Below are 26,116 nucleotides of genomic sequence, written 5' to 3'. Positions count from 1 at the left end.
TCTGCGTGGGAATGCATCCCGAGACGCTCCCTCGCAGAGCGTGGGAACGAGCGCAGGTAGTTGCTTGCCGCTAACCCCACCGGTCTTTAGACTTACGCCTCATTTCAACGAGAGCAGGGTCGATGCCAGCTGCCTTTCCCCCCGATTCTGTTGGTCTGGTGACGCCGCAAACGGCGCACTTCAGCGAACCGCTGGCCCTGGCCTGCGGCCGTTCGCTGGCCGCTTATGACCTGATCTACGAAACCTATGGCACGCTCAATGCGCAAGCGAGCAACGCCGTGTTGATCTGCCACGCCTTGTCCGGCCACCACCATGCCGCCGGCTATCACAGCGTCGACGACCGCAAGCCCGGTTGGTGGGACAGCTGCATCGGCCCCGGCAAACCGGTCGACACCAACAAGTTCTTCGTGGTCAGCCTGAACAATCTCGGTGGCTGCAACGGCTCCACCGGTCCGAGCAGCGTCAACCCGGACACCGGCAAGCCGTTCGGCGCCGATTTCCCGGTGCTGACCGTGGAAGACTGGGTGCACAGCCAGGCACGCCTCGCCGATCTGCTCGGCATCGGCCAGTGGGCGGCCGTGATCGGTGGCAGCCTTGGCGGCATGCAGGCGCTGCAATGGACCATCACGTATCCGGACCGTGTTCGCCACTGCCTGGCCATCGCCTCGGCCCCCAAGCTGTCGGCGCAGAACATCGCCTTCAACGAAGTGGCGCGTCAGGCGATCCTCACCGACCCGGAATTCCATGGCGGCTCGTTCCAGGAACAGGGCGTGATCCCCAAGCGCGGCCTGATGCTGGCGCGGATGGTCGGGCACATCACCTACCTGTCCGACGACTCCATGGGCGAAAAATTCGGCCGTGGCCTGAAGAGCGAAAAGCTCAACTACGACTTCCACAGCGTCGAATTCCAGGTCGAAAGCTACCTGCGCTATCAGGGCGAAGAGTTCTCCGGACGCTTCGACGCCAACACCTATCTGTTGATGACCAAGGCACTGGACTACTTCGATCCGGCGGCCAACTTCGACGATAACCTGGCGAAAACCTTCGAAGGTGCCAAAGCGAAGTTCTGCGTGATGTCGTTCACCACCGACTGGCGCTTTTCCCCGGCCCGCTCGCGGGAACTGGTGGACGCGCTGATGGCCGCGCGCAAAGACGTCAGCTACCTGGAAATCGACGCGCCCCAGGGCCACGACGCCTTCCTGATTCCGATCCCGCGCTATCTGCAGGCGTTCGGCAATTACATGAACCGAATTACGGTGTGAACAAGCCATGAGAGCTGATCTGGAAATCATCCAGGAATGGATCCCCGCCGGCAGCCGCGTGCTCGACCTCGGTTGCGGTGACGGCGAATTGCTGACCTGGCTGCGCGACAACAAGCAAGTCACCGGCTATGGCCTGGAAAACGACCCGGACAACATTGCCGAGTGCGTGGCCAAGGGCATCAACGTCATCGAACAGGACCTGGACAAGGGTCTGGGCAACTTCGCCAGCAACAGCTTCGACATCGTGGTGATGACCCAGGCCCTGCAGGCCGTGCACTACCCCGACAAGCTCCTCGACGAAATGCTGCGCGTCGGCCGTCAGTGCATCATCACGTTTCCCAACTTCGGCCACTGGCGCTGCCGCTGGTATCTGGCGAGCAAGGGCCGGATGCCGGTGTCCGAGTTCCTGCCGTACACCTGGTACAACACGCCGAACATTCACTTCTGCACCTTCGAAGACTTTGAAGAACTTTGCCGTGAACGTGAGGCGAAGGTCATTGATCGGCTTGCCGTGGATCAACAGCACCGCCACGGGTGGGCCAGTAAGCTATGGCCTAATCTGTTAGGTGAGATCGGTATCTACCGCGTCAGCAGCCCGGGGCTGCAGGATCACAAAATCGCGGTCTGAACCACGACATTGCGAGGAGAACGAACATGGGACGCCTGATTACCGCACTGCTGGCCGCCTGCCTGAGCCTGTCGGCCGTGGCAGCCGATGCCATCAAGAGCGAGCGCCAGGAAACCTTCGGCGACGTGACGGTGCACTACAACACCTTCAACTCGACCTACCTGCAACCGGACATCGCCAAGGCTGCCGAGCTGATCCGCAGCAAGAACCAGGGTGTGATCAACGTTTCGGTGATCAAGGATGGCAAGCCGTTGATCGCCAACGTCACCGGCACGGTGAAGGATCTGACCAGCCAGACCGTGACCCTGAATTTCCGCCAGGTCACCGAACAGGGCGCGATCTATTACATTGCGCAGTACCCGGTGGAACAGCAGGAAACCCGCACCTTCGAAATCAAGGTGCAGACCGGCGACAAGATCAACACCATCAATTTCAACCAGGAACTCTTCCCCGGCGAATGATGAACCTCAAGCAACTCGTACTGGCCAGCCATAACGCCGGCAAACTCAAGGAACTCCAGGCCATGCTCGGCGACTCGGTGCAATTGCGCTCGATCGGCGAGTTCAGCAGCGTGGAGCCGGAAGAAACCGGCCTGTCGTTCGTCGAGAACGCGATCCTCAAGGCCCGCAACGCGGCGCGCATCTCCGGGCTGCCGGCGCTGGCCGACGATTCGGGCCTGGCGGTGGACTTCCTTGGCGGTGCGCCGGGCATCTACTCGGCACGCTATGCCGACGGCAAGGGTGACGCGGCGAACAACGCCAAGCTGCTCGACGCCTTGAAGGATGTGCCTGAAGCCGAGCGCGGCGCGCAGTTCGTCTGCGTGCTGGCGCTGGTGCGTCATGCCGACGATCCGCTGCCGATCCTGTGCGAAGGCCTGTGGCACGGGCGCATCCTGACCGCTGCCAGCGGCGAACACGGTTTCGGCTACGACCCGCTGTTCTGGGTGCCGGAGCGTAACGTGTCCAGTGCCGAACTGAGCCCGAGCGACAAGAACCGGATCAGCCACCGCGCCCGTGCAATGGATCTGCTGCGCCAGCGTCTGAGCTTGAAATGACCCGTGATTCTTCTGCGTCGCCACTGATCGTCGGTGGCGCCGCCTCCTCGCCTCGGGCGCCGTTGCCGACGTTGCCGCCCCTGGCGCTGTACATCCACATCCCGTGGTGTGTGCGCAAATGCCCGTATTGCGACTTCAACTCTCACACTGCCAGCCCGGTGCTGCCGGAACAGGAATACGTCGATGCGCTGCTCGCCGACCTCGATCAGGATCTGCACGCGGTGTACGGCCGTGAGTTGAGTTCGATCTTCTTTGGCGGCGGTACGCCGAGCCTGTTCAGCGCAGAAGCACTCGGTCGCTTGCTCGAAGGCGTCAAACAACGCATCCCGTTTGCCGATGACATCGAAATCACCCTGGAAGCCAACCCCGGGACGTTCGAGCAAGAGAAGTTCGTCGCCTACCGCAAGCTGGGGATCAATCGCCTGTCGATCGGTATCCAGAGCTTCCAGCAGGAAAAGCTCAAGGCCCTGGGGCGCATCCACAACGGCGATGAAGCCGTTCGCGCCGCCGGCATGGCGCGCCAGGCCGGGTTCGATAACTTCAATCTCGACCTGATGCACGGCTTGCCGGACCAGTCGCTGGACGATGCCCTGAGCGATCTGCGTCAGGCCATTGAACTGAAGCCGACGCACATTTCCTGGTATCAGCTGACGCTGGAGCCGAACACCGTGTTCTGGAACCAGCCGCCGGTGCTGCCAGAAGACGACACGTTGTGGGACATTCAGGAGGCCGGACAGGCGCTGCTGGCCGAACACGGTTACGCGCAATACGAAGTCTCCGCCTACGCTCAACCGGGTCGCCCGGCGCGGCATAACCTCAACTACTGGAGTTTCGGCGACTTCATCGGCATCGGCGCCGGCGCCCACGGCAAGCTCAGCCATCCGGACGGACGCATCGTGCGCACCTGGAAGACGCGCTTGCCGAAGGACTACCTCAACCCGGCCAAAAGCTTCAAGGCCGGCGAGAAAGCCCTGACCAACGACGAGATGCCGTTCGAGTTCCTGATGAACGCCCTGCGTCTGACCGCTGGTGTCGAATCACGCCTGTATCCCGAGCGCACCGGCCTGCCGCTGGAAAGCCTCGACGAACAAAGGCACGAAGCCGAACAAAGCGGCCTGATGCAGGTCGAACCGTCACGTCTGGCGGCCACCGAGCGCGGACAACTCTTTCTCAACGATTTGCTGCAGAAATTTCTGAGCTGAATGGCTCCCGGGGAACCCGCATGGATTTGATACTCGACCTGCTTGCCACTGTCTCCCGCTGGAGCCGCAGCAACCTCTCGGAAATCGCGCTGGCTCTGGTGGGCTGCCTGCTGGTGTTGTTCGGCGCCGACTTCAAAGGCTGGGTCGAGCAACGCCTGGGCAGCATCGCCGGCGCCCTGCGCGTCCCGCTGATGGCCCTGCTGTGCATGATCGGCAGCGGCGCGGCGCTGATCTACGCCACACCTTGGGTGGTGAAGGGCCTGAGCCAGTTCAACAACTACAGTCTGGCGCCGGTGCTGTTGGTGGTGCTCGTTTTGATTGGTGTGGTCGCCGACCGACGCTGATTTTCAGCACATACAAAACAACTGTGGGAGCGAGCCTGCTCGCGATGGCGGTGTAACAGACGACATAAATGTTGAATGTTATGGCCTCATCGCGAGCAAGCTCGCTCCCACAGTGTTTATTGCGTGATGCTCAGGATTGCTTTTCGAACTTCAAATCCCAAACGCCATGCCCAAGACGTTCGCCACGGCGTTCGAACTTGGTGATCGGGCGTTCGGCCGGGCGGGGTACGCACTTGCCGTCTTCGGCGAGGTTGCGATAGCCCGGGGCGACATTCATCACTTCCAGCATGTATTCGGCATACGGTTCCCAGTCGGTGGCCATGTGCAGAATGCCGCCGACCTTCAGCTTGCTGCGCACCAGCTCGGCAAAGGATGCCTGAACGATGCGGCGCTTGTGGTGACGGCTCTTGTGCCATGGGTCCGGGAAGAACAGCATCAGCCGATCGAGGCTGTTGTCGGCGATGCAGCGGTTAAGCACTTCAATCGCGTCGCAATCGTAGACCCGCAGGTTGGTCAGGCCCTGAGTCAGCACGCCGTTGAGCAGCGCGCCGACACCCGGACGGTGAACCTCGACACCGATGAAATCCTGTTCCGGCGCAGCGGCTGCCATTTCCAGCAGCGAGTGGCCCATGCCGAAACCGATCTCCAGCGAACGCGGCGCGGAACGACCGAACACCTGGTCGTAATCCACCGGCGCATCGGCCAGCGGCAGGACGAACTTCGGCGCGCCCTGATCCAGGCCGCGCTGCTGGCCTTCGGTCATGCGCCCGGCGCGCATCACGAAACTCTTGATGCGGCGGTGTTGGCGCTCGTCGCCTTCTTCCGTCTGGATTGGCGTGTCGTTCGATTCAGTCATCAATAGCTCTTACTTGATCAGACCATCCAGCGGCGAAGAGGCGCTGGCATAGAGTTTTTTCGGCATGCGGCCGGCGAGGTAGGCCAGACGGCCCGCGACGATCGCGTGTTTCATGGCTTCGGCCATCATGACCGGCTGCTGGGCGTGGGCGATGGCCGAGTTCATCAGCACCGCGTCACAGCCCAGTTCCATGGAGATGGTGGCGTCGGAAGCGGTGCCGACACCGGCATCTACCAGCACAGGGATTTTTGCTTCTTCAAGGATGATCTGCAGGTTATACGGGTTGCAGATCCCCAGGCCCGAACCGATCAGACCGGCCAGCGGCATGACCGCGATGCAGCCGATTTCCGCCAGTTGTCGGGCGATGATCGGGTCATCACTGGTGTAAACCATCACGTCGAAGCCTTCCTTGACCAGCACTTCGGCGGCCTTGAGGGTTTCAATCACGTTGGGGAACAGGGTTTTCTGGTCGGCCAGCACTTCCAGCTTCACCAGGTTATGGCCATCAAGCAGCTCACGGGCCAGGCGGCAGGTGCGCACGGCTTCCACCGCGTCGTAGCAACCGGCGGTGTTTGGCAGAAAGGTGTAGCGATCCGGCGACAGCACGTCGAGCAGGTTCGGCTCGCCTTCGATCTGGCCCAGATTGGTGCGGCGCACCGCGAAGGTGACGATCTCGGCACCCGAGGCTTCGATGGCCAGGCGGGTTTCTTCCATGTCACGGTACTTGCCGGTACCGACCAGCAAACGCGACTGGTAAGTACGACCGGCCAGAACAAAAGGCTTGTCGCTACGAACGATGCTCATGGGAAATCCTCTGTTGGGGTGAGGGTCTTGCAGAATTCCTTAATAGCCAAACGCTGTGAAAACGTCGCGAGCGAAGGAAAGACAAGGCAAAAACAGGCGAGGAAGCGGAGTTTACGGGTTGTAAATGAGCATTCCGAGCCTGTTTTTAACGCAGTATTTCCAAGCGCAGCAGTTTTCACAGTGTTTGGGGCTAGCCGCCGCCGATGGCGTGTACCACTTCGACGTTGTCGCCGTCATTGAGCGTGGTGTCGGCATGCTGGCTGCGCGGGACGATATCCAGATTGAGCTCGACCGCGACACGGCGTCCGGCCAGGTCCAGACGGGCCAGCAGGGCCGCAACGGTTTCACCGTCGGGCAGTTCAAAGGATTCACCGTTCAACTGAATGCGCATGCGCAACGCCGCCATCACTTTTTAGGGGGTGGCATTCTAGCCCGATCATGACCTAAAGGTCAGCACCAGGCGTCAAGCGGTTGGTTGCAGGCGCCAGGCGGCGAGTCCGAGGCACAGCCAGCCGATCAGGAATGCCAGACCGCCGAACGGGGTGACGATGCCAAGCTTGCCGATGCCGACGGTGGTCAGCAGGTACAGACTGCCGGAAAACAGCAGGATACCGACGGTGAACGAGATGCCCGCCCAAGCCACCAGACGCCCCTGAAGCTGCGTGGCCAGCAATGCCACGCCGAACAGCGCCAGCGCGTGCACCAGTTGATAGGTGACGCCGGTATGGAAAATTGCGAGGTACTCGGGGGTCAGGCGATTTTTCAGGCCATGGGCGGCGAATGCGCCGAGGCCGACACCGGTGAAACCAAAGAAGGCAGCCAGCATCAGAAAGCTACGCAGCATGTAGAACTCCAGTCAGACTCGATCGGCAGGGTCTGTATAATGGCCCGCTCAACCGGTTCGGCCAAGCCATCTCTATGCTCCGTTCATTTCTCCGTCGTCTCACGAAGGCTCTGCTCTGGTTTGCGGGCGGCAGCGTATTGCTGGTGCTGGTATTTCGCTTCGTGCCGCCGCCGGGAACGGCGTTGATGGTCGAGCGCAAGATCGAATCCTGGGTCGACGGTGAGCCGATCGATCTGCAGCGCACCTGGAAACCGTGGGACGAGATTTCCGATGACCTGAAGGTCGCGGTCATTGCCGGCGAAGACCAGAAATTTCCCGAGCACTGGGGGTTCGACCTGAGCGCCATCAAGGCCGCACTGGCCCACAACGAACTCGGTGGCTCGATTCGCGGCGCCAGCACCTTGAGCCAGCAAGTATCGAAAAACCTGTTCTTGTGGTCGGGTCGCAGCTATCTGCGCAAAGGCCTGGAGGCCTGGTTCACGGCGCTGATCGAGGTGTTCTGGCCCAAGCAGCGGATTCTCGAGGTGTACCTGAACAGCGTCGAGTGGGATGACGGCGTGTTCGGCGCCGAAGCGGCGGCAAGGCATCACTTCGGCGTAGCCGCCAAATCATTGTCTCGGCAGCAGGCGAGTTACCTGGCCGCCGTGCTTCCCAACCCCCGGGTCTGGAGCGCCAGCCACCCGACTTCCTATGTTTCGCGCCGGGCCGGATGGATTCGCCAGCAGATGAGCCAGTTGGGTGGCGACAGCTATCTGCTGACCCTCGGTGATTCGCGCCGGGCACCGTGGGCCCAATGACCTTCCGACAGGCAAACAAAAACGCCCCGATCATCACTGATCGGGGCGTTTTTCATTGCCGGACTACCGGTTATGCGGCAATCGACAACTTGAGCTTGTTCATCGCGCTCTTCTCGAGCTGACGGATCCGCTCGGCCGACACGTTGTACTTCTGCGCCAGGTCGTGCAGCGTGGCCTTCTCTTCTGCCAGCCAGCGCTGGTAGAGGATGTCGCGACTGCGTTCGTCCAGCACTTCCAGCGCTTCGTGAAGGTTGTGATTGGAGTTGTCGCTCCAGTCGGCATCTTCCAGCTGACGCGCCGGGTCGTACCGGTGGTCTTCCAGATAGTTGGCCGGCGACTGGAAAGCGCTGTCGTCGTCGGCTTCGGCAGCCGGGTCGAAGGCCATGTCATGACCGGTCAGGCGACTTTCCATTTCACGCACTTCGCGAGGCTCGACACCGAGGCTTTCCGCCACACGATGGACTTCCTCGTTGTTCAGCCAGGCCAGACGTTTCTTCTGGCTGCGCAGATTGAAGAACAACTTGCGCTGGGCCTTGGTGGTCGCGACTTTCACGATCCGCCAGTTGCGCAGGATGAACTCGTGAATCTCGGCCTTGATCCAGTGCACCGCGAAGGACACCAGACGTACGCCCATTTCCGGATTGAAACGCTTGACGGCCTTCATCAGGCCGACGTTGCCTTCCTGGATCAGGTCGGCCTGAGCCAGACCGTAGCCGGAATAGCTACGGGCAATGTGTACGACAAACCGCAGGTGGGCGAGCACCATCTGCCGAGCCGCCTCAAGATCCTGCTCATAGTAGAGACTCTCGGCCAGTTCACGCTCCTGCTCCGGCGTCAGCAATGGAATGCTGTTGACGGTGTGTACATAGGCTTCCAGGTTTGCGCCCGGAACCAATGCATACGCAGGTTGCAAAGAATTGGTCATACGAAAAAACCTCCGACTTACATACTCGCGCCTTTCGGCACTGCGAAAAATTGACCGGGAACTCAGGTACAAGTTCCCAAAAAACCGCGAGGTCAATCACGCGCAAAAAAGATTCTACTTCGGCGCCAGCTCCCTGAGATGACGTGCGACTGCAATCCATGCACCGATATAACCCAACAGCACCGCGCCAAGCAAGAGCGACAGACCGTCGGCAACTGGCACTCCGGCCAGTGCGAAATCACTGCCGTACAAGCCGGCCAGCCCGACCACCGCGTCGTTCAGCCAGTTCAGGCCGAACGCCAGCACACCCCAGGACAGCAGCCCTGCACCGAAGCCATACAACGCGCCCATATAAAGGAAGGGACGGCGCACATAGCTGTCGGTGCCGCCGACGAGTTTAATCACTTCTATCTCTGTGCGGCGGTTTTCAATATGAAGACGAATGGTATTGCCTATCACCAAAAGTAATGCGGAAACCAGCAACACCGTCAGACCGAAGACAAAGCGGTCGCCGAGCTTGAGGATGGCCGCCAGACGCTCGACCCAGACTAGATCAAGTTGCGCCTGTTGTACCTTGGGCAGTTCGGAAAGTTTTTGTCTTAATGCTTCCAGGGTCGGCTTGTCGACCTCGTTCGGCGTCACCAGCACAACGCCCGGCAGCGGGTTTTCCGGCAGCTCGCGCAGGGCCTCGCCCAATCCGGACTGCTGCTGGAACTCTTCCAGCGCCTGCTCACGACCGACATATTCAGCATCAGCCACGCCCGGCATGCCCTTGATCTGGTCACGCAACGCTTCACCCTGAGCCGGACTGGCTTCCAGCTCCAGATAAAGCGAGATCTGCGCCGCCCGCTGCCACGAACCACCCAGACGTTCGACATTGTTCAGCAACAATGACAGGCCCATCGGCAGGCTCAGCGCGACCGCCATCACCATGCAGGTGAAGAAGCTGCCGATCGGCTGCTTGCCGAGGCGGCGCAGGCTGTCGATCCAGCTGGCGCGATGGCTTTCGATCCAGGCATGAAGCAGCGTGGCGAAATCCGGACCATCGTCCTCGTCGTGTTTTTTCTTTTTGGGCGGCTGCGGATCGGCGGCCTTCGGGGCCACGCGTTCGGAAACCTTCGGACTGCGTGTAGCACTCATACACCGGCCTCCCCGTCGCCGATCAATCGGCCGCGTTGCAGGGTCAGCATGCGATGACGCATGCGTGCGATCAGCGCCAGGTCGTGACTGGCGATCAGCACGCTGGTGCCCAGGCGATTGATGTCTTCGAACACGCCCATGATTTCGGCCGCCAGACGCGGGTCGAGGTTACCGGTCGGTTCGTCCGCCAGCAGCAGGGCCGGGCGGTGAACGATGGCGCGGGCAATGCCGACACGCTGTTGCTGACCGGTGGACAGGTCGCCGGGGTATAGATCGGCCTTGTCCGACAGCGCCACGCGCTCCAGCGCTGAATCCACTCGCTTGGCGATTTCAGGCTTGGACAGTCCGAGGATCTGCAACGGCAACGCAACGTTGTTGAACACCGTGCGATCGAACAGCAATTGGTGATTCTGGAACACCACGCCAATCTGCCGGCGCAGGAACGGAATCTGCGCATTGCTGATGGTGCTCAGGTCCTGCCCGGCCAGCAGCAGTTTGCCGCTGGTCGGACGCTCCATCGCCAGCAGCAGGCGCAGCAACGTGGATTTACCGGCACCGGAATGGCCGGTGACAAACAGGAATTCGCCGCGACGGACTCGAAAGCTCAGCTCATGCAAGCCGACGTGACCGTTCGGGTAGCGCTTACCGACCTGTTCGAAACGAATCATGAACGCTCCCGCTCGGCAAACAGTGCCTGGACAAAGGGTTCGGCTTCAAAGGTACGCAGATCGTCGATGCCTTCACCGACGCCGATGTAGCGGATCGGCAGGCCGAATTGCTTGGCCAGGGCGAAAATCACCCCGCCTTTGGCGGTGCCGTCGAGCTTGGTCAGCGCCAGCCCGGTCAGTTCGACGGTCTGGTTGAATTGCTTGGCCTGGTTGATGGCGTTCTGGCCAGTACCGGCGTCGAGCACCAGCAGCACTTCGTGCGGCGCATCGGCGTCGAGCTTGCCGATTACCCGGCGAACCTTTTTCAGTTCTTCCATCAGGTTGTCTTTGGTGTGCAGGCGACCGGCGGTGTCGGCGATCAGCACGTCGATGCCACGGGCCTTGGCAGCCTGCACGGCGTCGAAGATCACCGAAGCCGAATCGGCACCGGTGTGCTGGGCGATCACCGGAATCCTGTTGCGCTCGCCCCAGACCTGCAATTGCTCGACCGCCGCAGCGCGGAAGGTGTCACCGGCGGCGAGCATGACTTTCTTGCCTTCCAGCTGCAGTTTCTTCGCCAGCTTGCCGATGGTGGTGGTCTTGCCGGCACCGTTGACGCCGACCACCAGGATCACGAACGGCTTGTTCTGCGAAACGATCTTCAACGGCTGCTCGACCGGTTTGAGCATCGCGGCCAGCTCGGCCTGCAGGGATTTGTACAGTGCGTCGGAATCGGCCAGTTCTTTACGTGCGACCTTCTGGGTCAGGCGCTGGATGATCACCGATGTGGCCTCGACGCCAACGTCGGCGGTCAGCAGACGGGTTTCGAGGTCGTCGAGCAGATCGTCATCGATGGCTTTCTTGCCGAGGAACAGGCTGGCCATGCCCTCGCCGATGCTGGCACTGGTCTTGGACAGGCCTTGCTTGAGGCGGGCGAAGAAACCGGCCTTGGTTTCTTCGGTGCGCGCAGGCTCCACCGGAGCGTCCACGGGCAATTCAACAGGAACGGCGGGAACGACAGGCGCGGCGGCAACAGGTGCAGGTGCAGGTGCAGGTGCAGGTGCAGGTGCAGGTGCAGGTGCAGGTGCAGGTGCAGGTTCGGCGGCTTCAACCACCGGCGCAACCGCGACAGGTTCAATGACAACCGGCTCAGGCTCGGCGACGGGCACGACCACCGGCTCGGCGACCGATGCGACCGCTGCCGGAATCGGCGGCGTCACGTGCTCGGCGGCCTCTTCGACCAGCGCCACCGGCTCCTCCGCCACTGGCAGGGTCAACCATGGCTCGGCGACCGGTGCCAGGTCGGCAGCCGCCTGGATTTGCGGCTCGGCCTCGACCGCCGGTTGCAGGACAGGCTCGGCAATCGGCAGGACAACCGGAGCCGGCTCTTGCGCCACAGGGGCGGGAGCAGGTGTCGGCTCGGGAGCCGCTGTCGGCTGTTCAACGACGGTTTCCTGCGTTTTCTTGCGCAGCCATCCGAACAGGCCTTTCTTCTCACCAGCAGCAGCTGGGTGCTTCTTGTCGTCGTTGGAACCAAACATGGAGGACGGCTATCTCACGGTAGCGACGCGCCATCAGGCGCCCCGGCAAATAAAAATTCGATGCAGAACAGACTGTGTTTCATCCAGCTTGTTCACGCGCAACATTTTGTCGAGGCACCGGCGGCACCCCAAAGGATCGTTTTAATGAAGGACAAACCGGCAAAATCGGCGAAAAGGCGAAGTTTAGCTGATAAACCAAAGCCTTCTGCCGCAAACCCATACAGCCTGATCATGTTTCGAAATCTGATAGGCGTGGTAGCCGTTAAAACGGATCAGTATCCTAGCACCCTCTCGCCCGCCGACGCTAAGACCAAGCGGGCCGTCCAACAGGTTTGAAAAAGAATGAATGCACTAGCCCGCCGCGCCGCCGGCCTGCTGCTCGGCACCGTCTGTCTGCCGCTTGCGGCCCTGGCGGCGGATCCGCAGCCGACTCACGAATTCACCCTCGACAATGGCCTGAAGGTCGTCGTGCGCGAAGACCATCGCGCACCGGTCGTCGTGTCACAGGTCTGGTACAAGGTCGGCTCCAGCTACGAGACTCCGGGCCAGACCGGTCTGTCCCATGCCCTGGAGCACATGATGTTCAAGGGCAGCGAGAAAGTCGGCCCCGGTGAAGCCTCGCTGATCCTGCGCGACCTCGGCGCCGAAGAGAACGCTTTCACCAGCGATGACTTCACCGCCTATTACCAAGTGCTGGCCCGCGACCGCCTGGGCGTGGCCTTCGAACTGGAAGCCGACCGCATGGCCAACCTGCGTCTGCCGGCCGACGAGTTCGCCAAGGAAATCGAAGTCATCAAGGAAGAGCGCCGCCTGCGCACCGACGACAAGCCGATGTCCAAGGCCTACGAGCGCTACAAGGCCATGGCCTATCCGGCCAGCGGTTATCACACGCCGACCATCGGCTGGATGGCCGACCTTGACCGGATGAAAGTCGAAGAGCTGCGCCACTGGTATCAGTCCTGGTATGTGCCGAACAACGCCACGCTGGTGGTGGTCGGTGACGTGACCCCGGACGAAGTGAAAACCCTCGCCCAGCGCTACTTCGGGCCGATCCCGAAACGTGACGTGCCTCCATCGAAAAAACCGCTGGAACTGGCCGAACCTGGCGAGCGCCAGATCACGCTGCACGTGCAGACCCAACTGCCCAGCCTCATGCTCGGTTTCAACGTGCCGAGCCTTGCCACCTCCGAAGACAAGCGCTCGATCAACGCCTTGCGTCTGATCTCGGCCCTGCTGGACGGCGGCTACAGTGGTCGTATCCCGACACAACTGGAGCGCGGTGAAGAGCTGGTGTCCGGCGGCTCGTCGAGCTACGACGCCTACACCCGCGGCGACAGCCTGTTCACCCTGTCGGCCACGCCGAACACCCAGAAGAAAAAGACCATGGCCCAGGCTGAAGCCGGCCTGTGGAAGCTGTTGGACCAGCTGAAAACCACCGCACCGTCTGCCGAAGAACTGGAGCGGGTGCGGGCGCAAGTCATCGCCGGCCTGGTCTACGAGCGCGACTCGATCACCAGCCAGGCCACGGCCATCGGCCAACTGGAGACCGTCGGCCTGTCGTGGAAATTGATGGACACCGAACTGGCCGATCTGGAAAGCGTCACCCCGCAAGACATCCAGAACGCCGCCAAACAGTATTTCACCCGCGAACGTCTCAGCGTCGCCCACGTCCTGCCACTGGAGACGACTCATGAGTGAGCGCAAAACCCCACGCCTGCTGCTCGGCCTGATCGCCGTGGCGGTGATCGGCTCCGCCGCGCTGTATCTGGCGCCTGGCGACAACAGCAAGGCCAGCGAAGCCCTGGATAACGCCAAGTCCAGCCAGAAGCTGCAATCGCTGGCCGAACTCGACGGCAAGGCCCCGGCCAGCCGCAAGCTCGACGTGCAGACCTGGAACACCGCCGAAGGCGCCAAGGTGTTGTTCGTCGAAGCGCGTGAACTGCCGATGTTCGACATGCGCCTGATCTTTTCCGCCGGCAGCAGCCAGGACGGCAATGCGCCGGGCCTGGCGCTGCTGACCAACGCCATGCTCAATGAAGGCGTGGCGGGCAAGGATGTCGGCGCCATCGCCCAAGGCTTCGAAGGCCTGGGCGCGGACTTCGGCAACGGCGCCTACAAGGACATGGCCATCGTCTCGTTGCGCAGCCTGAGTGCCGCCGACAAGCGCGAACCGGCGCTGAAGCTGTTCTCGGAGGTGATCGGCAAACCGACCTTCCCCGCCGATTCCCTTGCACGCATCAAGAACCAGATGCTCGCCGGTTTCGAGTACCAGAAACAGAACCCCGGCAAGCTCGCCAGCCTGGAATTGATGAAGCGCCTGTACGGTGATCATCCTTACGCCCATTCCAGCGATGGCAGCGCGCAAAGCGTGCCGAAAATCACCCTGGCGCAACTGCGTGAATTCCACGCCAAAGCCTATGCGGCCGGCAACGCGGTCATTGCGCTGGTGGGCGATTTGTCCCGCAGTGAAGCCGAGGCGATTGCCAGTCAGGTCTCTGCCGCCCTGCCGAAAGGCCCGGCACTGGCGAAGATCGCCCAGCCGCAGGAGCCGAAGGCCAGCGTCGGCCACATCGAGTTCCCGTCCAAGCAGACCACCCTGATGCTCGCGCAACTGGGCATCGACCGCGACGACCCGGACTACGCCGCGCTGTCGATGGGCAACCAGATCCTGGGTGGGGGTGGTTTCGGCACCCGTTTGATGAGTGAAGTCCGCGAGAAACGCGGCCTGGCCTACGGTGTTTACTCGGCCTTCAGCCCGATGCAGGCACGCGGTCCGTTCATGATCAATCTGCAGACCCGTGCGGAAATGAGCGAAGGCACCCTTAAACTGGTGCAGGACGTGCTCGCCGACTACCTGAAGACCGGTCCGACCCAAAAGGAACTCGACGACGCCAAACGCGAACTGGCCGGCAGCTTCCCGCTGTCCACCGCGAGCAACGCCGACATCGTCGGCCAGCTCGGCGCCATGGGTTTCTACAACCTGCCGCTGAGCTATCTGGACGACTTCATGCGTCAGTCCCAGAGCCTGACGGTCGAGCAGGTGCGCGACGCCCTGAACAAACACCTGAGCACGGACAAAATGGTCATCGTCAGCGCTGGCCCGACCGTGCCGCAAAAGCCGTTACCGGCCCCATCTGACAAACCCGCCGAGCAGCCGCTCGGGGTTCCGGAGCATTAATGGCCAGTCCGAAAAAACCTGCACAAAAACAGCACAACGGCGTGAACCAGTTGCGCATCATCGGCGGCGAATGGCGCAGCCGCAAACTGAGCTTCCCCGATGTGCCGAGCCTGCGCCCGACGCCGGACCGCGTGCGTGAAACCCTGTTCAACTGGCTCGCGCCGTACGTTGCCGGAGCCAAGGTGCTTGATCCGTTCGCCGGCAGCGGCGCGCTGTTTCTGGAGGCGCTGTCCCGTGGCGCAGCCATGGGTCAGGCGCTGGACGCCAGCCACGTTGCGGTCTCCAGCCTGAAAGAACACCTCGGCACCCTGCGCTGCACCAACGGCCAGGTGCAGACCGCCGATGCCTTGCGCTACCTGGAAACCCAGCCTGCAACCGCGTTCGATCTGGTGTTCCTCGACCCGCCGTTCAACCAGAACCTGCTGCCCTCCGCCTGCACGCTGCTGGAAGAACGCCAATGGCTGGCCGACGATGCGTGGATCTACACTGAAAGCGAAACCGCGCCATCGATCCTCGGTCTGCCAGGCAACTGGCGCTTGCACCGCGAGCAAAAATCCGGGCAGGTGTATTACGCGTTGTGGCAACGTATGGCAGTGATCACCGGTTAACCGACCGGCCTGAAAAAGCAGCGGGCTTCAGCCGAGGCTCGCTGCGCTGCATCGAGAGCCATCGTGTCCCTTTCGTCAAAACCGTTCATCCCCGCCTTCGGCCTTGGCAATCCACACCTGCAAACCCTGTGGGGGCCGTTGTGGCGCAAAACCGTGCACCTTGATCGCCAGCGCGAACGACTGTGGCTGGAAGACGGCGATTTCCTCGACCTCGACTGGCACGGCCCGCACAGCGCCGAAGCACCGCTTGTGCTGGTGTTGCACGGGCTGACCGGTTCTTCCAATTCGCCTTACGTCGCCGGCATCCAGGCGGCGCTCGCCGCTCAAGGCTGGGCCAGCGTCGCCCTGAACTGGCGTGGCTGCTCGGGTGAACCGAACCTGTTGCCGCGCAGCTACCACTCCGGCGCCAGCGAAGACCTTGCCGAAACCATTCGCCACCTCAAGGCCAAACGCCCTTTGGCGCCGCTGTATGCGGTCGGCTACTCCCTGGGGGGCAACGTGTTGCTCAAGCATCTGGGGGAATCCGGTAGCGCCAGCGGCGTGCTCGGGGCGGTGGCGGTGTCGGTGCCGTTTCGTCTTGATCAATGTGCCGACCGCATCGGCAAAGGGTTTTCAAAGGTCTATCAAGCGCACTTCATGCGCGAGATGGTGGCCTACATCAAGAACAAGCAACGCCAGTTCCAGCATGACGGCCGCGAGGACGGTCTCGCCGCACTGGCCGCCCTTGGTTCGCTGGAAAACATGCGCACCTTCTGGGATTTCGATGGCCGTGTGACTGCACCATTGAATGGCTTTGTCGATGCCAAGGATTACTATCGCCGCGCGTCGAGCCGCTACTATCTCGGCGAGATCCGAACGCCGACCCTGATCATTCAGGCGGCAGACGATCCGTTCGTGTTCCCGCACAGCCTGCCACAGGCCGGTGAGCTGTCGGCATCGACGCAGTTCGAATTGCAGAACAAGGGCGGGCATGTCGGTTTCGTCGACGGCTCGTTCCGCCAGCCGGGCTATTACCTGGAACGGCGCATTCCCCAATGGCTGGCCGACACGGCGCGCGGCTGACGTCATGAACGATCAGGGCGAATCGATCCGTTTCTGGCAAACCGCGCCGCTGGCCGGCGTCGAACTGCTTTCGGCACGTTACATCGAGCATCGTTTCGCCCCCCATGTTCATGACGGCTACGTGATCGGCATGATCATGGCCGGCGCCCAGCGCTACCGTTACCGCGGTGCCGAACACCTGGCCGGCAGCGGCACGCTGGTGCTGATCAACCCGGATGAATTGCACACCGGCCACAAAGGCACCGAGGACGGCTGGTTGTATCGGGCGTTCTACCCGGACACCTGCAAGATTGCCTCGCTGCTTGAAGAACTGGAATTGCCGACCGCGCCGATGCCGGCCTTCGGCGCGACGCTGTATCGCGATCCGGATCTGGTCAACGGCTTCAGCCAGTTGCACCGCTTGCTGGAAAGCCCCGCCACCGCCCTGCAACAGCAGACGGTGTGGCGCGAAATGATGATGTTGCTGCTGCAACGCCATGCCGCAGTGCGGATCAACGGCAAACCCGGAAAAGAGCACCGCGCAGTGGTGATGGCCAAGGAGTTGCTGCATGCACAACTGGCGGCCCCACCCTCGCTGGAAGAACTGGCCGCGGCGGTGAACCTGTCGCCCTTCCATTTCGCCCGGGTGTTTCGCCGCACTACCGGCATGCCGCCGCACACCTGGCTGATGCAGCAACGGATCGCCCGCGCACGGGGCCTGTTGCAGAGTGGCTGCCTGCCGGTGGAAGTCGCCGCGCAACTGGGGTTTGCCGACCAGAGTCATCTGAGCCGGCAGTTCAAACAGGTTTATGGCGTGGGGCCGGCGGCCTATCGCAGTGCGCGGCTGGAGCGCTGAACGCGCTTACTCGCCGGTGGCGATCCCGCGCGAAGGCTCGTTGATCCACTCGCTCCACGACCCGGCATACAACGTACCCAACGGATAACCCGCCAGACACAGGGCGAACAGGTTGTGACACGCCGTCACCCCGGAGCCGCAGTACGCCACCAGATCGGCCGGCGACCGCTCGCCGAGTTTCGCGGCGAAACGCTGCCTGAGCTGGTCCGCCGGCAGGAAGCGTCCGTCGCTGCCCAGATTGTCGGTGAACGCCGCGCATTGCGCGCCTGGAATGTGCCCGGCTATCGGATCGATCGGCTCCAGTTCGCCCTTGAAGCGCGGCAAGGCGCGGGCATCGAGCAGGGTCAGGCCGGGCTGACCGAGGCGCTGCTGCAATTGCTCGGCGCCGAGCAGCAGTGTTTTGTCCGGATGACCGCTGAAGTTGCCCCGGACCGTTGCCGGCGGATCGAGACTCAGCGGCAGACCGGCCGCGTGCCAGGCCTTGAGCCCGCCATCGAGAATGAACACGCCGTCGCGCTTGCCCAGCCATGCCAGCAACCACCAGGCCCGCGCCGCATAGGCTCCGGGACCGTCGTCATACAGAACCACGTCGCTGTCGTTGTTGATGCCGAATGACTGAAGACGCTCGATCAACGCCGCCGGCTCCGGCAACGGATGACGCCCGGTCACGCCCTTGGTCACCGGGCCGCTGAGGTCGCGCTCCAGATCCGCGAAACTCGCCCCGGCAATGTGCCCTTCGGCATAGCTGCGCTGGCCGTAGTCCGGGTCTTCGAGGGCAAAACGGCAATCGAGAATCACCAGCCCCGGCTGCTCCTTGCGGGCCTCCAGCGTGGTCGGGCTGATCAGTTGTGCAATCGGCATGGCGAACGACTCCTGTGAGCGGATGGGTCAGGACCTTTCTTCGAGGGCCTGGGCCAACGGTACGTAGAATTCTTCGAACAGTGCGTTGACCTCATCGCGGGCCTGCTCGGTGACAAACCCCGCTTCCAGCACCAGCACCTGATACACGCCGCGTTTGATGGCCTGCTCGCTGAGGTGATTGGAGTTCTCCCGGGTCGTACACAGGAAGCGCACCCACGAGGTGAGGATGATCCACGCGTTGAGGGTCAGGGATTCGATCTGCACCCGGTCCATCTTCAGGATGCCGGCGGCGACGAAACCTTCATAGATCGCCGCGCCCTGAATCACGCAACGCTGGGAAAAGCGCCGGTAACGCGCGGCCAGGTCCGGATCGCTGTCGAGCAGGTGCTCGAGATCGCGGTGCAGGAAACGGTAGCGCCACATCGCCGACAGCAGTTCCTTGAGGTAGAAGCGCTTGTCCTCGACGGTCGCGGCACGGCCCTGGGGCGGGCGCAGAAAGCTGTCCACCAGGCTTTCGTACTCACTGAACAGCACGGCGATGATCGCCTGCTTGTTGGGGAAGTGGTAGTACAGATTGCCCGGAGAAATCTCCATGTGGGCGGCGATGTGGTTGGTGCTGATGCTGCGCTCGCCCTGCTGATTGAACAGCTCGAGGCTGTTCTGCACGATGCGCTCGCTGGTTTTGATCCGTGGGGCCATGGCTTGAGCTTTAATTCAGAGTGCGTTGGAGGGCATCTTACGGCCTAACCGGAATTGGATAAAACACAAGGAAGTCATTTGACTTTCTAGAGCATAGACTCTAAAAAGTTCCTCACGATAATAAAACCGGAGCCGACAATGACAGCCGACATCGCCTACCTGCAAACGCTGCAACAGCCGCTGGAGGAGCTCACCCGGTTGTTCGAGGCGCAGCGCGCCGCCTACGCCGCCAACCCGATGCCGCCCGCCGCCCAGCGCCAGCAATGGCTCAAGGCCCTGCGCGATCTGCTGAGCAGCGAACGGCAGGCACTGGTCGAGGCCATCAGTTCGGACTTCAGCCATCGCAGCGCCGATGAAACCCTGCTCGCCGAGCTGATGCCGAGCCTGCACGGCATTCATTACGCCAGTCGGCATATCAATCAGTGGATGAAACCTTCGCGGCGCAAGGTCGGCGTCGCGTTCCAGCCGGCGTCGGCCAAAGTCGTGTACCAGCCGCTGGGCGTAGTGGGTGTCATCGTGCCCTGGAACTACCCGTTGTTCCTGGCCATGGGCCCGTTGACCGGCGCTCTCGCCGCCGGTAACCGTGTGATGCTCAAGCTCAGCGAGTCGACCCCGGCCACCGGTCTGCTGCTCAAGGAATTGCTGGCGCGGATCTTCCCCGAAGACCTGGTCTGCGTGGTGCTCGGCGAGGCCGATGTCGGCGTGGCCTTCTCGAAACTGCGCTTCGATCACCTGCTGTTCACCGGCGCCACCAGCATTGGCAAGCATGTGATGCGTGCCGCGGCTGAAAACCTCACACCGGTGACTCTGGAACTGGGCGGCAAGTCGCCCGCCATCGTCTCCCGCGACGTACCGCTCAAGGACGCCGCCGAACGCATCGCCTTCGGCAAGACCCTCAACGCCGGCCAGACCTGCGTCGCCCCGGATTACGTGCTGGTGCCGCAAGAGCGGGTCGGCGCTTTCGTCGAAGCCTATCGTCAGGCGGTGTGCGGGTTTTATCCGACACTGACCGACAACCCGGACTACACCGCCATCATCAACGAACGCCAACTGGCGCGCCTGAACGGCTACCTCAGCGATGCCACCGGCAAGGGAGCGTTGTTGATTCCGCTGTTCGACCAGGGTCAGGGCCGGCGCATGCCCCACAGCCTGCTGCTGAACGTCAGCGATGAAATGACCGTGATGCAGGACGAAATCTTCGGCCCGCTGCTGCCGATCGTGCCGTATCAGGACCTGGATCAGGCATTCGCTTACATCAATCAGCGGCCTCGTCCTCTGGCGCTTTACTACTTCGGCTACGACAAACGCGAACAGAACCGCGTACTCCATGAAACCCATTCCGGCGGGGTGTGCCTGAACGACACCTTGCTGCACGTGGCTCAGGACGACTTGCCATTCGGCGGCATCGGCCCGTCGGGGATGGGCCACTACCACGGGCATGAAGGCTTCCTGACCTTCAGCAAGGCGAAGAGTGTGCTGGTCAAACAGCGCTTCAACGCGGCAAGGCTGATCTATCCGCCTTACGGCAAATCAATCCAGAAACTGATCCAGAAACTGTTCATTCGCTAACGTCACCGCCGGGTAATAACAACAATGCACCCAAGCCTGACCGAAACACCTGCCTTCTCGCGCCGAGGTCTGCTCAAATTCAGCCTCGGCGCCACGGCTTTCCTCGCCACTGCCGGTCTTGGTGCCAGCCTCAGTGGCTGCTCATCGAGCGTATCGGCCAACGGTTTCAGCACGTTGCGCAGCGGGGATCTGCTGTTTCTGCGCGCCGTGATTCCGGTGATGCTCGAAGGCGCCGTCGCCGGGGGAAAAATGCCCACGGCTGTCGATGACACCTTGAAATCCCTGGACTACAGCCTCGATCACCTGTCACCGGAAATGCTCAAGCTCACCCGGCAATTGTTCGACGTGCTGGGCATGGCCGTGACCCGCGGACCGCTGACCGGCATCTGGGGCAGTTGGGAAAATGCCAGTCCCGAGGCAATCCGGCACTTTCTCGATCGCTGGCAAAACAGTTCGTTGAGCCTTTTGCGCATGGGGCATAGCTCCCTGCTGCAAATGGTGATGATGGCCTGGTACACCCGCGCCGAATCCTGGGCCCATTGCGGCTATCCCGGCCCGCCCACGGTTTAAGTCCCGCGCCGCCCCGAAAAATAATAAGAGAACCTGATCGATGCCCGTACCCGACCCGTTTCGCGAAGGCCTTGCCCGTGGCTGGAAAACCCACAACGGCGCACATTTGACCGACGACCTGGCCCTGGAAGCCGATGTGGCGATCATCGGCAGCGGTGCCGGCGGCGGCACCACGGCGGAAATCCTCAGTGCCGCCGGCTACAGGGTGCTGTTGATCGAAGAAGGCCCGCTCAAGACCAGCAGCGACTTCAAGCTGCTCGAAGACAAGGCCTACAGCAGCCTTTATCAGGAAGGCATCGGGCGCATGAGCAAGGACGGCGCGATCACCATCCTCCAGGGCCGTGCGGTGGGCGGCACCACCCTGATCAACTGGACCTCGAGTTTTCGCACACCTGAACCGACCCTCGAACACTGGGCCAAAGAGCACAACGTCAAAGGCCACAGCCCCGCCGACATGGCGCCGTGGTTCGAAAAAATGGAGCAGCGCCTGGGCGTCGCGCCGTGGATGGTCCCGCCCAACGCCAACAACGACGTGATCCGCAAGGGCTGCGAACAACTCGGCTACAGCTGGCACGTGATCCCGCGCAACGTGCGCGGCTGCTGGAACCTCGGTTACTGCGGCATGGGCTGCCCGACCAACGCCAAGCAATCGATGATGGTCACCACCATTCCGGCGACCCTGGAAAAGGGTGGCGAGCTGCTCTACCTGGCCCGCGCCGAAAAACTGCTGATCAACGGCGACAAGGTGACCGGCCTGCAATGCGTCGCGATGGACGAACGTTGCGTAGAGCCGACCGGGCGGCAGATCACGGTCAAGGCTCGCCATTACGTGCTGGCCGGCGGCGGAATCAACAGCCCTGCCCTGCTGCTGCGCTCGGACGCACCGGATCCGCACAAACGCCTCGGCAAGCGCACGTTCCTGCACCCGGTGAACATGTCCGCCGGGCGCTTCGACGAGGTCATCAACCCGTTTTACGGAGCGCCGCAGTCGATCTACTCCGACCATTTCCAGTGGAAGGACGGCACCACCGGGCCAATGGCTTTCAAACTCGAAGTGCCGCCGTTGCACCCGGCGCTGGCCGCCACCCTGCTCGGCGGCTTCGGCCAGGAAAACGCGCAGCACATGGCGGATCTGCCGCACACCCACGCCATGCTGGCGTTGCTGCGTGACGGTTTTCATCCCGATAGCCAGGGCGGCAGTGTCGAATTGCGTGGTGACGGCTCGCCCGTGCTCGACTATCAGGTTTCGCCCTACGCCTGGGACGGTTTGCGCCGGGCTTTCCACGTCATGGCTGAAATCCAGTTCGCCGGCGGTGCAAAAGCGGTGATGCCGATGCATGCGGATGCGCGCTACGTGAACAGCCTGGCCGAGGCCCGGGCAATGATCGACGGCTTGAGCCTTGAGCTGTACCGCACACGCCTGGGCAGTGCCCATGTCATGGGCGGCTGCGCCATGGGCGAAGACCCGAAAACCGCAGTTACCGACAGCCTTGGCCGCCATCACCAGTTGCGCAATCTGTCGATTCACGACGGCTCGCTGTTCCCTACCAGCATCGGCGCCAACCCGCAGTTGTCGGTGTATGGCCTGACAGCACAACTGGCGACATCCCTCGGCGAACGACTGAAAAACCCTTGAGAAAGCCGAAAATTCGTACTGCCCATCGTGCTTTCTTACCCAAAAGGCGACTTGGCCGACCGGGACGGCTGCGATACCATCCGACTCCCCAACGGATTCCCGCCAGGACGACGCGATGAACCGAGTGTTGTACCCAGGTACCTTCGACCCTATTACCAAGGGCCATGGCGATCTGGTCGAACGCGCCTCGCGCCTGTTCGACCATGTGATCATCGCCGTCGCCGCCAGCCCCAAGAAAAATCCGCTGTTCCCGCTGGAACAACGGGTCGAGCTGGCCCGCGAAGTCACCAAGCACCTGCCGAACGTGGAAGTGGTCGGCTTTTCGACGCTGCTGGCGCATTTCGCCAAGGAACAGAACGCCAATGTGTTCCTGCGCGGCCTGCGTGCGGTGTCGGACTTCGAATACGAATTCCAGCTGGCCAACATGAACCGTCAGTTGGCACCGGATGTGGAAAGTCTGTTTCTCACCCCGTCGGAGCGTTATTCGTTCATTTCTTCGACGCTGGTACGGGAAATCGCGGCCCTGGGCGGCGATATCAGCAAGTTCGTCCACCCGGCGGTGGCCGACGCCCTGACCCTGCGCTTCAAGAAGTAACGACCGTTCAAACGGCGCCCGCGTGCACTGCGGGCGCCAATGCGGCACAATTGCGCGCATTGATTCATAGCGCCCGGGCCTGCCGCCCCGGCTGGAGTAAGCATGTCCCTGATCATCACCGACGATTGCATCAACTGCGACGTCTGCGAACCCGAGTGCCCGAACGCCGCCATTTCCCAGGGCGAAGAAATCTACGTGATCGACCCGAACCTGTGCACCCAGTGCGTCGGCCACTATGACGAGCCGCAGTGCCAGCAGGTCTGCCCGGTGGATTGCATTCCACTGGACGAAGCCCATCCGGAGACTGAAGAACAGTTGATGGAGAAGTACCGCAAGATTACCGGCAAGGCCTGAGTCGCTGACCGCGATCGCAGCACCAGGCTGCGATCGCGTCATTCGCGCTGCTCGAATCCTTCCCCGGTACATCCCAGGCAGCGCACGAACGCCGCTTTCGCCGGCGCCACCACCAGCGCCTCCCCCGCATCGCCGACACCGCCACCCAGGGCGGTAAACGGCAACGACACCACAAACACCCCTGCACCGATCACCGTCGCGGCCACCAGCAGCGGTCGGGCAATCAGCATGTCGCCGATCATGGCGTAGGCCGGTGGATTCTGGATGGTGTAACGCGGATCACCGCTGCCGCCTTCCGTGGCCTGAACGGTCAGACTGGCACACAGCAGCAGTGCGAGAAAAAGGGCTTGCGAGGATTTCATGGCACGATCCTTCGGGCTGAACAGTGAGACAACTCACTATAGACCGTAGGACTTTTTCAGCGTCCCGTCAGGTCTGGCAGCGCGGACAGAAAACGCTGGCCCGCTGCCCCAGCTTCACTTCCCGCAGACCCGTACCGCAAACCTTGCAGTGCTCGCCACCGCGGCCATAGACAAACAGCTCCTGCTGGAAATACCCCGGCTGCCCGTCGCCGCCGATGAAATCGCGCAACGTGGTGCCGCCGCGCTCGATGGCGGCGGCGAGGATGCGTTTGATCTCGATCGCCAGCTTCAAGTAGCGCGCCCGGGAAATGCCTCTGGCCTCGCGGCGCGGATCAATGCCGGCGGCAAACAATGCCTCGGTCGCATAGATATTGCCGACGCCCACCACCACCGCGTTATCCATGATGAACGGCTTGACCGCCATAGAACGCCCACGGGACAGCTGGAACAGCCGTTCGCCATCGAACAGATCGGTCAACGGTTCCGGCCCCAGGCGAATCAACAGTTCATGATTGAGCGGGTCGTTGCTCCAGAGCATCGCGCCGAAACGCCGTGGATCGGTGTAGCGCAGGGCCAGACCGGATTCCAGTTCGATGTCGACATGCTCATGCCTGGCCGCCGGCATTCCGACCTCGACCAGCCGCAAATTGCCCGACATGCCCAAATGGCTGATCAACGTACCGGCTTCGGCGTTGATCAGCAGGTACTTGGCGCGCCGCTCGACCAGCACGATGCGCTGCCCGGACAGGCGCACATCGAGGTCCTCGGGAATCGGCCAGCGCAGCCGCCGGTCACGCACGATCACCCGGCTGACCCGCTGGCCTTCGAGGTGCGGGGCGATGCCGCGACGGGTGGTTTCGACTTCCGGCAATTCAGGCATGAGCGTCTCGAATCATGAATGTCTTGATCAGTGTGCGCCGAGTTCGCGGATCGTTTGCTTCAAGGTTTCGAAGTCGTAGTCCGACAGACCGATGTATTCAAGCACCAGCGGCCCGACAGCGTGCCACTCGAAATCTTCGCTCTGATTGCCCAGCACCCGGTACGACGAACAGATGTGCTCGGCCATTTTCAGGATCGCCAGCAGGTTTTTCATCTGGGTATTGCGCGAAGTGTCGTCGCTGAAGATGGCCATGGCGTTGTGATGGTTCGCGATGGCCGCGCTGACGTGCTCCGGCAGGCGCCAGGACTTGGCGGTGTAGTAGCCGACCACCGAGTGATTGGTGTTGTAGACATCGTTCTCGGTGTCCACCACCCGGCGTTCGGCACCCGCATCGGCATAGGCCTTTTCGAGCGTCGTCATGTAATCCGGGAAACGCTGAAGCATCAGCGGCACACCGCAGTCATGGAACAGGCCCAGGGCATAGGCCTCGTCGCAGGCTTCGGTACCGACGCGCTTGGCCAGGGTCAGGCAGGTCATGGCCACGTCCTGGGCGGTATCCCAGAAACGGTTGAGGGTGACGATGGTGTCGTCGTTCATTTCGCCCTTGATCGACTGCGCGTTGATCAGGTTGATGATCGAGCGGCTGCCCAACAGGTTCACCGCGCGCTTGATCGAAGTGATCTTGTTGCTCAGACCGTAATACGGCGAATTGACGATTTTCAGCAGCGAACCGGACAGGCCGGGGTCCTGGGAGATCAGCTTGGCGATCGTCTCCAGATCCGGGTCCGGCATGTACTGCTCCATTTGCAGATCCACCATGATCTGCGGCTGCGCCGGCACGCTGATGCCCTGCAGGGACTGTT

The 26,116-nt window shown here is 62.0% G+C and carries 30 protein-coding genes; 17 read left to right on the top strand and 13 right to left on the bottom strand.

All coding sequences use genetic code 11. The annotated features are described in order from the left end of the window. The first annotated feature begins 122 nt into the window (after window positions 1-122). From metX to BBF94_RS10350, 6 genes are read left to right on the top strand one after another with little or no spacing between them, the layout of a single operon-like run. Window positions 123-1,262, top strand: coding sequence for a homoserine O-succinyltransferase MetX (gene metX, locus BBF94_RS10375; RefSeq protein ID WP_065258947.1), 1,140 nt, complete (start codon window positions 123-125; stop codon window positions 1,260-1,262). Window positions 1,263-1,269: 7 nt separating this feature from the next. Continuing rightward, complete coding sequence (metW, locus tag BBF94_RS10370; RefSeq protein ID WP_065258946.1) at window positions 1,270-1,890, top strand: methionine biosynthesis protein MetW; 621 nt, start codon at window positions 1,270-1,272, stop codon at window positions 1,888-1,890. 26 nt (window positions 1,891-1,916) lie between these two features. Next, window positions 1,917-2,351, top strand: a complete 435-nt coding sequence (locus BBF94_RS10365) for a DUF4426 domain-containing protein (RefSeq protein ID WP_065258945.1) — start codon at window positions 1,917-1,919, stop codon at window positions 2,349-2,351. Next, window positions 2,348-2,944, top strand: a complete 597-nt coding sequence (rdgB, locus tag BBF94_RS10360; RefSeq protein WP_065258944.1) for an RdgB/HAM1 family non-canonical purine NTP pyrophosphatase — start codon at window positions 2,348-2,350, stop codon at window positions 2,942-2,944. The genes BBF94_RS10365 and rdgB overlap by 4 nt, the downstream gene beginning before the upstream one ends. After that, window positions 2,941-4,146, top strand: a complete 1,206-nt coding sequence (gene hemW / locus BBF94_RS10355; RefSeq protein WP_065258943.1) for a radical SAM family heme chaperone HemW — start codon at window positions 2,941-2,943, stop codon at window positions 4,144-4,146. The genes rdgB and hemW overlap by 4 nt, the downstream gene beginning before the upstream one ends. A gap of 20 nt (window positions 4,147-4,166) precedes the next feature. Then, complete coding sequence (locus BBF94_RS10350; RefSeq protein ID WP_011336381.1) at window positions 4,167-4,490, top strand: DUF3392 domain-containing protein; 324 nt, start codon at window positions 4,167-4,169, stop codon at window positions 4,488-4,490. A 130-nt stretch (window positions 4,491-4,620) separates the two neighbouring features. Here the strand turns inward: BBF94_RS10350 and trmB are convergent, their stop codons facing one another. The 4 genes from trmB to BBF94_RS10330 all read right to left on the bottom strand — a co-directional run bounded on the left by trmB (window position 4,621) and on the right by BBF94_RS10330 (window position 6,994). Further along, window positions 4,621-5,346 carry a tRNA (guanosine(46)-N7)-methyltransferase TrmB gene (gene trmB / locus BBF94_RS10345; RefSeq protein ID WP_039767926.1) on the bottom strand — a complete coding sequence of 242 codons (726 nt, stop codon included), beginning with the start codon at window positions 5,344-5,346 and terminating at the stop codon, window positions 4,621-4,623. Between the two features lie 9 nt (window positions 5,347-5,355). Beyond that, complete coding sequence (locus BBF94_RS10340; protein ID WP_065258942.1) at window positions 5,356-6,150, bottom strand: thiazole synthase; 795 nt, start codon at window positions 6,148-6,150, stop codon at window positions 5,356-5,358. A gap of 190 nt (window positions 6,151-6,340) precedes the next feature. Then, on the bottom strand, window positions 6,341-6,541 hold the full coding sequence (gene thiS, locus BBF94_RS10335) for a sulfur carrier protein ThiS (protein ID WP_065258948.1): 201 nt from the start codon (window positions 6,539-6,541) through the stop codon (window positions 6,341-6,343). A gap of 72 nt (window positions 6,542-6,613) precedes the next feature. Beyond that, window positions 6,614-6,994, bottom strand: a complete 381-nt coding sequence (locus tag BBF94_RS10330; protein ID WP_065258941.1) for a DUF423 domain-containing protein — start codon at window positions 6,992-6,994, stop codon at window positions 6,614-6,616. A gap of 74 nt (window positions 6,995-7,068) precedes the next feature. Between BBF94_RS10330 and mtgA the strand changes: the two genes are divergently transcribed. Then, on the top strand, window positions 7,069-7,791 hold the full coding sequence (gene mtgA / locus BBF94_RS10325) for a monofunctional biosynthetic peptidoglycan transglycosylase (RefSeq protein ID WP_065258940.1): 723 nt from the start codon (window positions 7,069-7,071) through the stop codon (window positions 7,789-7,791). A 70-nt stretch (window positions 7,792-7,861) separates the two neighbouring features. Here mtgA and rpoH read toward each other — a convergent pair whose 3' ends face one another. The 4 genes from rpoH to ftsY form a co-directional block, all read right to left on the bottom strand. After that, complete coding sequence (gene rpoH / locus BBF94_RS10320; RefSeq protein WP_065258939.1) at window positions 7,862-8,716, bottom strand: RNA polymerase sigma factor RpoH; 855 nt, start codon at window positions 8,714-8,716, stop codon at window positions 7,862-7,864. Between the two features lie 114 nt (window positions 8,717-8,830). After that, the gene (gene ftsX, locus BBF94_RS10315; RefSeq protein WP_065258938.1) at window positions 8,831-9,856 is read right to left on the bottom strand and encodes a permease-like cell division protein FtsX; all 1,026 of its coding nucleotides are present in this window, start codon (window positions 9,854-9,856) and stop codon (window positions 8,831-8,833) included. Further along, entirely contained in the window at window positions 9,853-10,524 is a 672-nt protein-coding gene (ftsE, locus tag BBF94_RS10310) for a cell division ATP-binding protein FtsE (protein WP_065258937.1), read from the bottom strand. The genes ftsX and ftsE overlap by 4 nt, the downstream gene beginning before the upstream one ends. Beyond that, window positions 10,521-12,044: a signal recognition particle-docking protein FtsY gene (gene ftsY, locus BBF94_RS10305; protein ID WP_065258936.1), complete on the bottom strand. Its 1,524-nt coding sequence runs from the start codon at window positions 12,042-12,044 to the stop codon at window positions 10,521-10,523. Before ftsY ends, ftsE begins: the two co-directional genes overlap by 4 nt. Before the next feature lie 342 nt (window positions 12,045-12,386). Here ftsY and BBF94_RS10295 point away from each other — a divergent pair, with 342 nt between their 5' ends. The 5 genes from BBF94_RS10295 to BBF94_RS10275 all read left to right on the top strand — a co-directional run bounded on the left by BBF94_RS10295 (window position 12,387) and on the right by BBF94_RS10275 (window position 17,727). Continuing rightward, window positions 12,387-13,742: a M16 family metallopeptidase gene (locus BBF94_RS10295; protein WP_065258934.1), complete on the top strand. Its 1,356-nt coding sequence runs from the start codon at window positions 12,387-12,389 to the stop codon at window positions 13,740-13,742. Continuing rightward, complete coding sequence (locus BBF94_RS10290; RefSeq protein WP_065258933.1) at window positions 13,735-15,222, top strand: M16 family metallopeptidase; 1,488 nt, start codon at window positions 13,735-13,737, stop codon at window positions 15,220-15,222. Before BBF94_RS10295 ends, BBF94_RS10290 begins: the two co-directional genes overlap by 8 nt. After that, window positions 15,222-15,830 (top strand): 16S rRNA (guanine(966)-N(2))-methyltransferase RsmD, encoded by a 609-nt coding sequence (gene rsmD, locus BBF94_RS10285; protein ID WP_065258932.1) that lies wholly within the window; start codon window positions 15,222-15,224, stop codon window positions 15,828-15,830. The genes BBF94_RS10290 and rsmD overlap by 1 nt, the downstream gene beginning before the upstream one ends. Window positions 15,831-15,893: 63 nt before the next feature. Further along, complete coding sequence (locus BBF94_RS10280) at window positions 15,894-16,892, top strand: hydrolase (protein WP_065258931.1); 999 nt, start codon at window positions 15,894-15,896, stop codon at window positions 16,890-16,892. A 4-nt stretch (window positions 16,893-16,896) separates the two neighbouring features. Then, window positions 16,897-17,727, top strand: coding sequence for an AraC family transcriptional regulator (locus tag BBF94_RS10275; RefSeq protein ID WP_065258930.1), 831 nt, complete (start codon window positions 16,897-16,899; stop codon window positions 17,725-17,727). A gap of 6 nt (window positions 17,728-17,733) precedes the next feature. On the opposite strand, the gene BBF94_RS10270 is transcribed toward BBF94_RS10275, so the two are convergent. Continuing rightward, the gene (locus BBF94_RS10270) at window positions 17,734-18,588 is read right to left on the bottom strand and encodes a sulfurtransferase (protein ID WP_065258929.1); all 855 of its coding nucleotides are present in this window, start codon (window positions 18,586-18,588) and stop codon (window positions 17,734-17,736) included. A gap of 27 nt (window positions 18,589-18,615) precedes the next feature. Next, entirely contained in the window at window positions 18,616-19,287 is a 672-nt protein-coding gene (locus BBF94_RS10265) for a TetR/AcrR family transcriptional regulator (RefSeq protein WP_065258928.1), read from the bottom strand. Window positions 19,288-19,425: 138 nt separating this feature from the next. On the opposite strand from BBF94_RS10265, the gene BBF94_RS10260 reads away from it, so the two are divergent. From BBF94_RS10260 to BBF94_RS10240, 5 genes are all read left to right on the top strand, one after another. Then, a complete protein-coding gene (locus tag BBF94_RS10260) occupies window positions 19,426-20,856 on the top strand; it encodes a coniferyl aldehyde dehydrogenase (RefSeq protein WP_065258927.1) in 1,431 nt (476 codons plus the stop codon). A 24-nt stretch (window positions 20,857-20,880) separates the two neighbouring features. Beyond that, window positions 20,881-21,426: a twin-arginine translocation pathway signal protein gene (locus tag BBF94_RS10255; RefSeq protein WP_065258926.1), complete on the top strand. Its 546-nt coding sequence runs from the start codon at window positions 20,881-20,883 to the stop codon at window positions 21,424-21,426. 40 nt (window positions 21,427-21,466) lie between these two features. Beyond that, a complete protein-coding gene (locus BBF94_RS10250; protein WP_065258925.1) occupies window positions 21,467-23,062 on the top strand; it encodes a GMC family oxidoreductase in 1,596 nt (531 codons plus the stop codon). Between the two features lie 115 nt (window positions 23,063-23,177). Continuing rightward, a complete protein-coding gene (gene coaD, locus BBF94_RS10245) occupies window positions 23,178-23,657 on the top strand; it encodes a pantetheine-phosphate adenylyltransferase (RefSeq protein WP_003229157.1) in 480 nt (159 codons plus the stop codon). A gap of 102 nt (window positions 23,658-23,759) precedes the next feature. Then, window positions 23,760-24,011: a YfhL family 4Fe-4S dicluster ferredoxin gene (locus tag BBF94_RS10240; RefSeq protein WP_003195146.1), complete on the top strand. Its 252-nt coding sequence runs from the start codon at window positions 23,760-23,762 to the stop codon at window positions 24,009-24,011. 38 nt (window positions 24,012-24,049) lie between these two features. On the opposite strand, the gene BBF94_RS10235 is transcribed toward BBF94_RS10240, so the two are convergent. The 3 genes from BBF94_RS10235 to BBF94_RS10225 all read right to left on the bottom strand — a co-directional run bounded on the left by BBF94_RS10235 (window position 24,050) and on the right by BBF94_RS10225 (window position 26,093). Then, the gene (locus BBF94_RS10235) at window positions 24,050-24,373 is read right to left on the bottom strand and encodes a multidrug transporter (protein WP_065258924.1); all 324 of its coding nucleotides are present in this window, start codon (window positions 24,371-24,373) and stop codon (window positions 24,050-24,052) included. A gap of 67 nt (window positions 24,374-24,440) precedes the next feature. After that, entirely contained in the window at window positions 24,441-25,253 is an 813-nt protein-coding gene (gene mutM / locus BBF94_RS10230) for a bifunctional DNA-formamidopyrimidine glycosylase/DNA-(apurinic or apyrimidinic site) lyase (protein ID WP_065258923.1), read from the bottom strand. A 27-nt stretch (window positions 25,254-25,280) separates the two neighbouring features. After that, window positions 25,281-26,093 (bottom strand): HDOD domain-containing protein, encoded by an 813-nt coding sequence (locus tag BBF94_RS10225; RefSeq protein WP_176704441.1) that lies wholly within the window; start codon window positions 26,091-26,093, stop codon window positions 25,281-25,283. Window positions 26,094-26,116: the final 23 nt, after the last annotated feature.

Source organism: Pseudomonas bananamidigenes, from assembly GCF_001679645.1.
Lineage (GTDB): Bacteria > Pseudomonadota > Gammaproteobacteria > Pseudomonadales > Pseudomonadaceae > Aquipseudomonas > Aquipseudomonas bananamidigenes.
The sequence above is the reverse complement of the archived record's forward strand: the minus strand, read 5'-3'. Positions and strand labels throughout refer to the sequence as shown.

What these genes read in the sequence shown, in the direction of transcription:
- BBF94_RS10255 (WP_065258926.1), top strand. Translation starts at nt 20,881, where the DNA reads ATGCACCCAAGCCTGACCGAAACACCTGCCTTCTCGCGCCGAGGTCTG.
- ftsY (WP_065258936.1), bottom strand. Translation starts at nt 12,044, where the DNA reads ATGTTTGGTTCCAACGACGACAAGAAGCACCCAGCTGCTGCTGGTGAG.
- BBF94_RS10330 (WP_065258941.1), bottom strand. Translation starts at nt 6,994, where the DNA reads ATGCTGCGTAGCTTTCTGATGCTGGCTGCCTTCTTTGGTTTCACCGGT.
- ftsX (WP_065258938.1), bottom strand. Translation starts at nt 9,856, where the DNA reads ATGAGTGCTACACGCAGTCCGAAGGTTTCCGAACGCGTGGCCCCGAAG.
- BBF94_RS10350 (WP_011336381.1), top strand. Translation starts at nt 4,167, where the DNA reads ATGGATTTGATACTCGACCTGCTTGCCACTGTCTCCCGCTGGAGCCGC.
- BBF94_RS10290 (WP_065258933.1), top strand. Translation starts at nt 13,735, where the DNA reads ATGAGTGAGCGCAAAACCCCACGCCTGCTGCTCGGCCTGATCGCCGTG.
- metW (WP_065258946.1), top strand. Translation starts at nt 1,270, where the DNA reads ATGAGAGCTGATCTGGAAATCATCCAGGAATGGATCCCCGCCGGCAGC.
- BBF94_RS10250 (WP_065258925.1), top strand. Translation starts at nt 21,467, where the DNA reads ATGCCCGTACCCGACCCGTTTCGCGAAGGCCTTGCCCGTGGCTGGAAA.
- BBF94_RS10365 (WP_065258945.1), top strand. Translation starts at nt 1,917, where the DNA reads ATGGGACGCCTGATTACCGCACTGCTGGCCGCCTGCCTGAGCCTGTCG.
- metX (WP_065258947.1), top strand. Translation starts at nt 123, where the DNA reads ATGCCAGCTGCCTTTCCCCCCGATTCTGTTGGTCTGGTGACGCCGCAA.
- BBF94_RS10260 (WP_065258927.1), top strand. Translation starts at nt 19,426, where the DNA reads ATGACAGCCGACATCGCCTACCTGCAAACGCTGCAACAGCCGCTGGAG.
- trmB (WP_039767926.1), bottom strand. Translation starts at nt 5,346, where the DNA reads ATGACTGAATCGAACGACACGCCAATCCAGACGGAAGAAGGCGACGAG.
- hemW (WP_065258943.1), top strand. Translation starts at nt 2,941, where the DNA reads ATGACCCGTGATTCTTCTGCGTCGCCACTGATCGTCGGTGGCGCCGCC.
- BBF94_RS10235 (WP_065258924.1), bottom strand. Translation starts at nt 24,373, where the DNA reads ATGAAATCCTCGCAAGCCCTTTTTCTCGCACTGCTGCTGTGTGCCAGT.
- rpoH (WP_065258939.1), bottom strand. Translation starts at nt 8,716, where the DNA reads ATGACCAATTCTTTGCAACCTGCGTATGCATTGGTTCCGGGCGCAAAC.
- BBF94_RS10240 (WP_003195146.1), top strand. Translation starts at nt 23,760, where the DNA reads ATGTCCCTGATCATCACCGACGATTGCATCAACTGCGACGTCTGCGAA.
- ftsE (WP_065258937.1), bottom strand. Translation starts at nt 10,524, where the DNA reads ATGATTCGTTTCGAACAGGTCGGTAAGCGCTACCCGAACGGTCACGTC.
- BBF94_RS10340 (WP_065258942.1), bottom strand. Translation starts at nt 6,150, where the DNA reads ATGAGCATCGTTCGTAGCGACAAGCCTTTTGTTCTGGCCGGTCGTACT.
- BBF94_RS10270 (WP_065258929.1), bottom strand. Translation starts at nt 18,588, where the DNA reads ATGCCGATTGCACAACTGATCAGCCCGACCACGCTGGAGGCCCGCAAG.
- mtgA (WP_065258940.1), top strand. Translation starts at nt 7,069, where the DNA reads ATGCTCCGTTCATTTCTCCGTCGTCTCACGAAGGCTCTGCTCTGGTTT.
- rsmD (WP_065258932.1), top strand. Translation starts at nt 15,222, where the DNA reads ATGGCCAGTCCGAAAAAACCTGCACAAAAACAGCACAACGGCGTGAAC.
- thiS (WP_065258948.1), bottom strand. Translation starts at nt 6,541, where the DNA reads ATGCGCATTCAGTTGAACGGTGAATCCTTTGAACTGCCCGACGGTGAA.
- BBF94_RS10275 (WP_065258930.1), top strand. Translation starts at nt 16,897, where the DNA reads ATGAACGATCAGGGCGAATCGATCCGTTTCTGGCAAACCGCGCCGCTG.
- rdgB (WP_065258944.1), top strand. Translation starts at nt 2,348, where the DNA reads ATGATGAACCTCAAGCAACTCGTACTGGCCAGCCATAACGCCGGCAAA.
- coaD (WP_003229157.1), top strand. Translation starts at nt 23,178, where the DNA reads ATGAACCGAGTGTTGTACCCAGGTACCTTCGACCCTATTACCAAGGGC.
- BBF94_RS10295 (WP_065258934.1), top strand. Translation starts at nt 12,387, where the DNA reads ATGAATGCACTAGCCCGCCGCGCCGCCGGCCTGCTGCTCGGCACCGTC.
- mutM (WP_065258923.1), bottom strand. Translation starts at nt 25,253, where the DNA reads ATGCCTGAATTGCCGGAAGTCGAAACCACCCGTCGCGGCATCGCCCCG.
- BBF94_RS10265 (WP_065258928.1), bottom strand. Translation starts at nt 19,287, where the DNA reads ATGGCCCCACGGATCAAAACCAGCGAGCGCATCGTGCAGAACAGCCTC.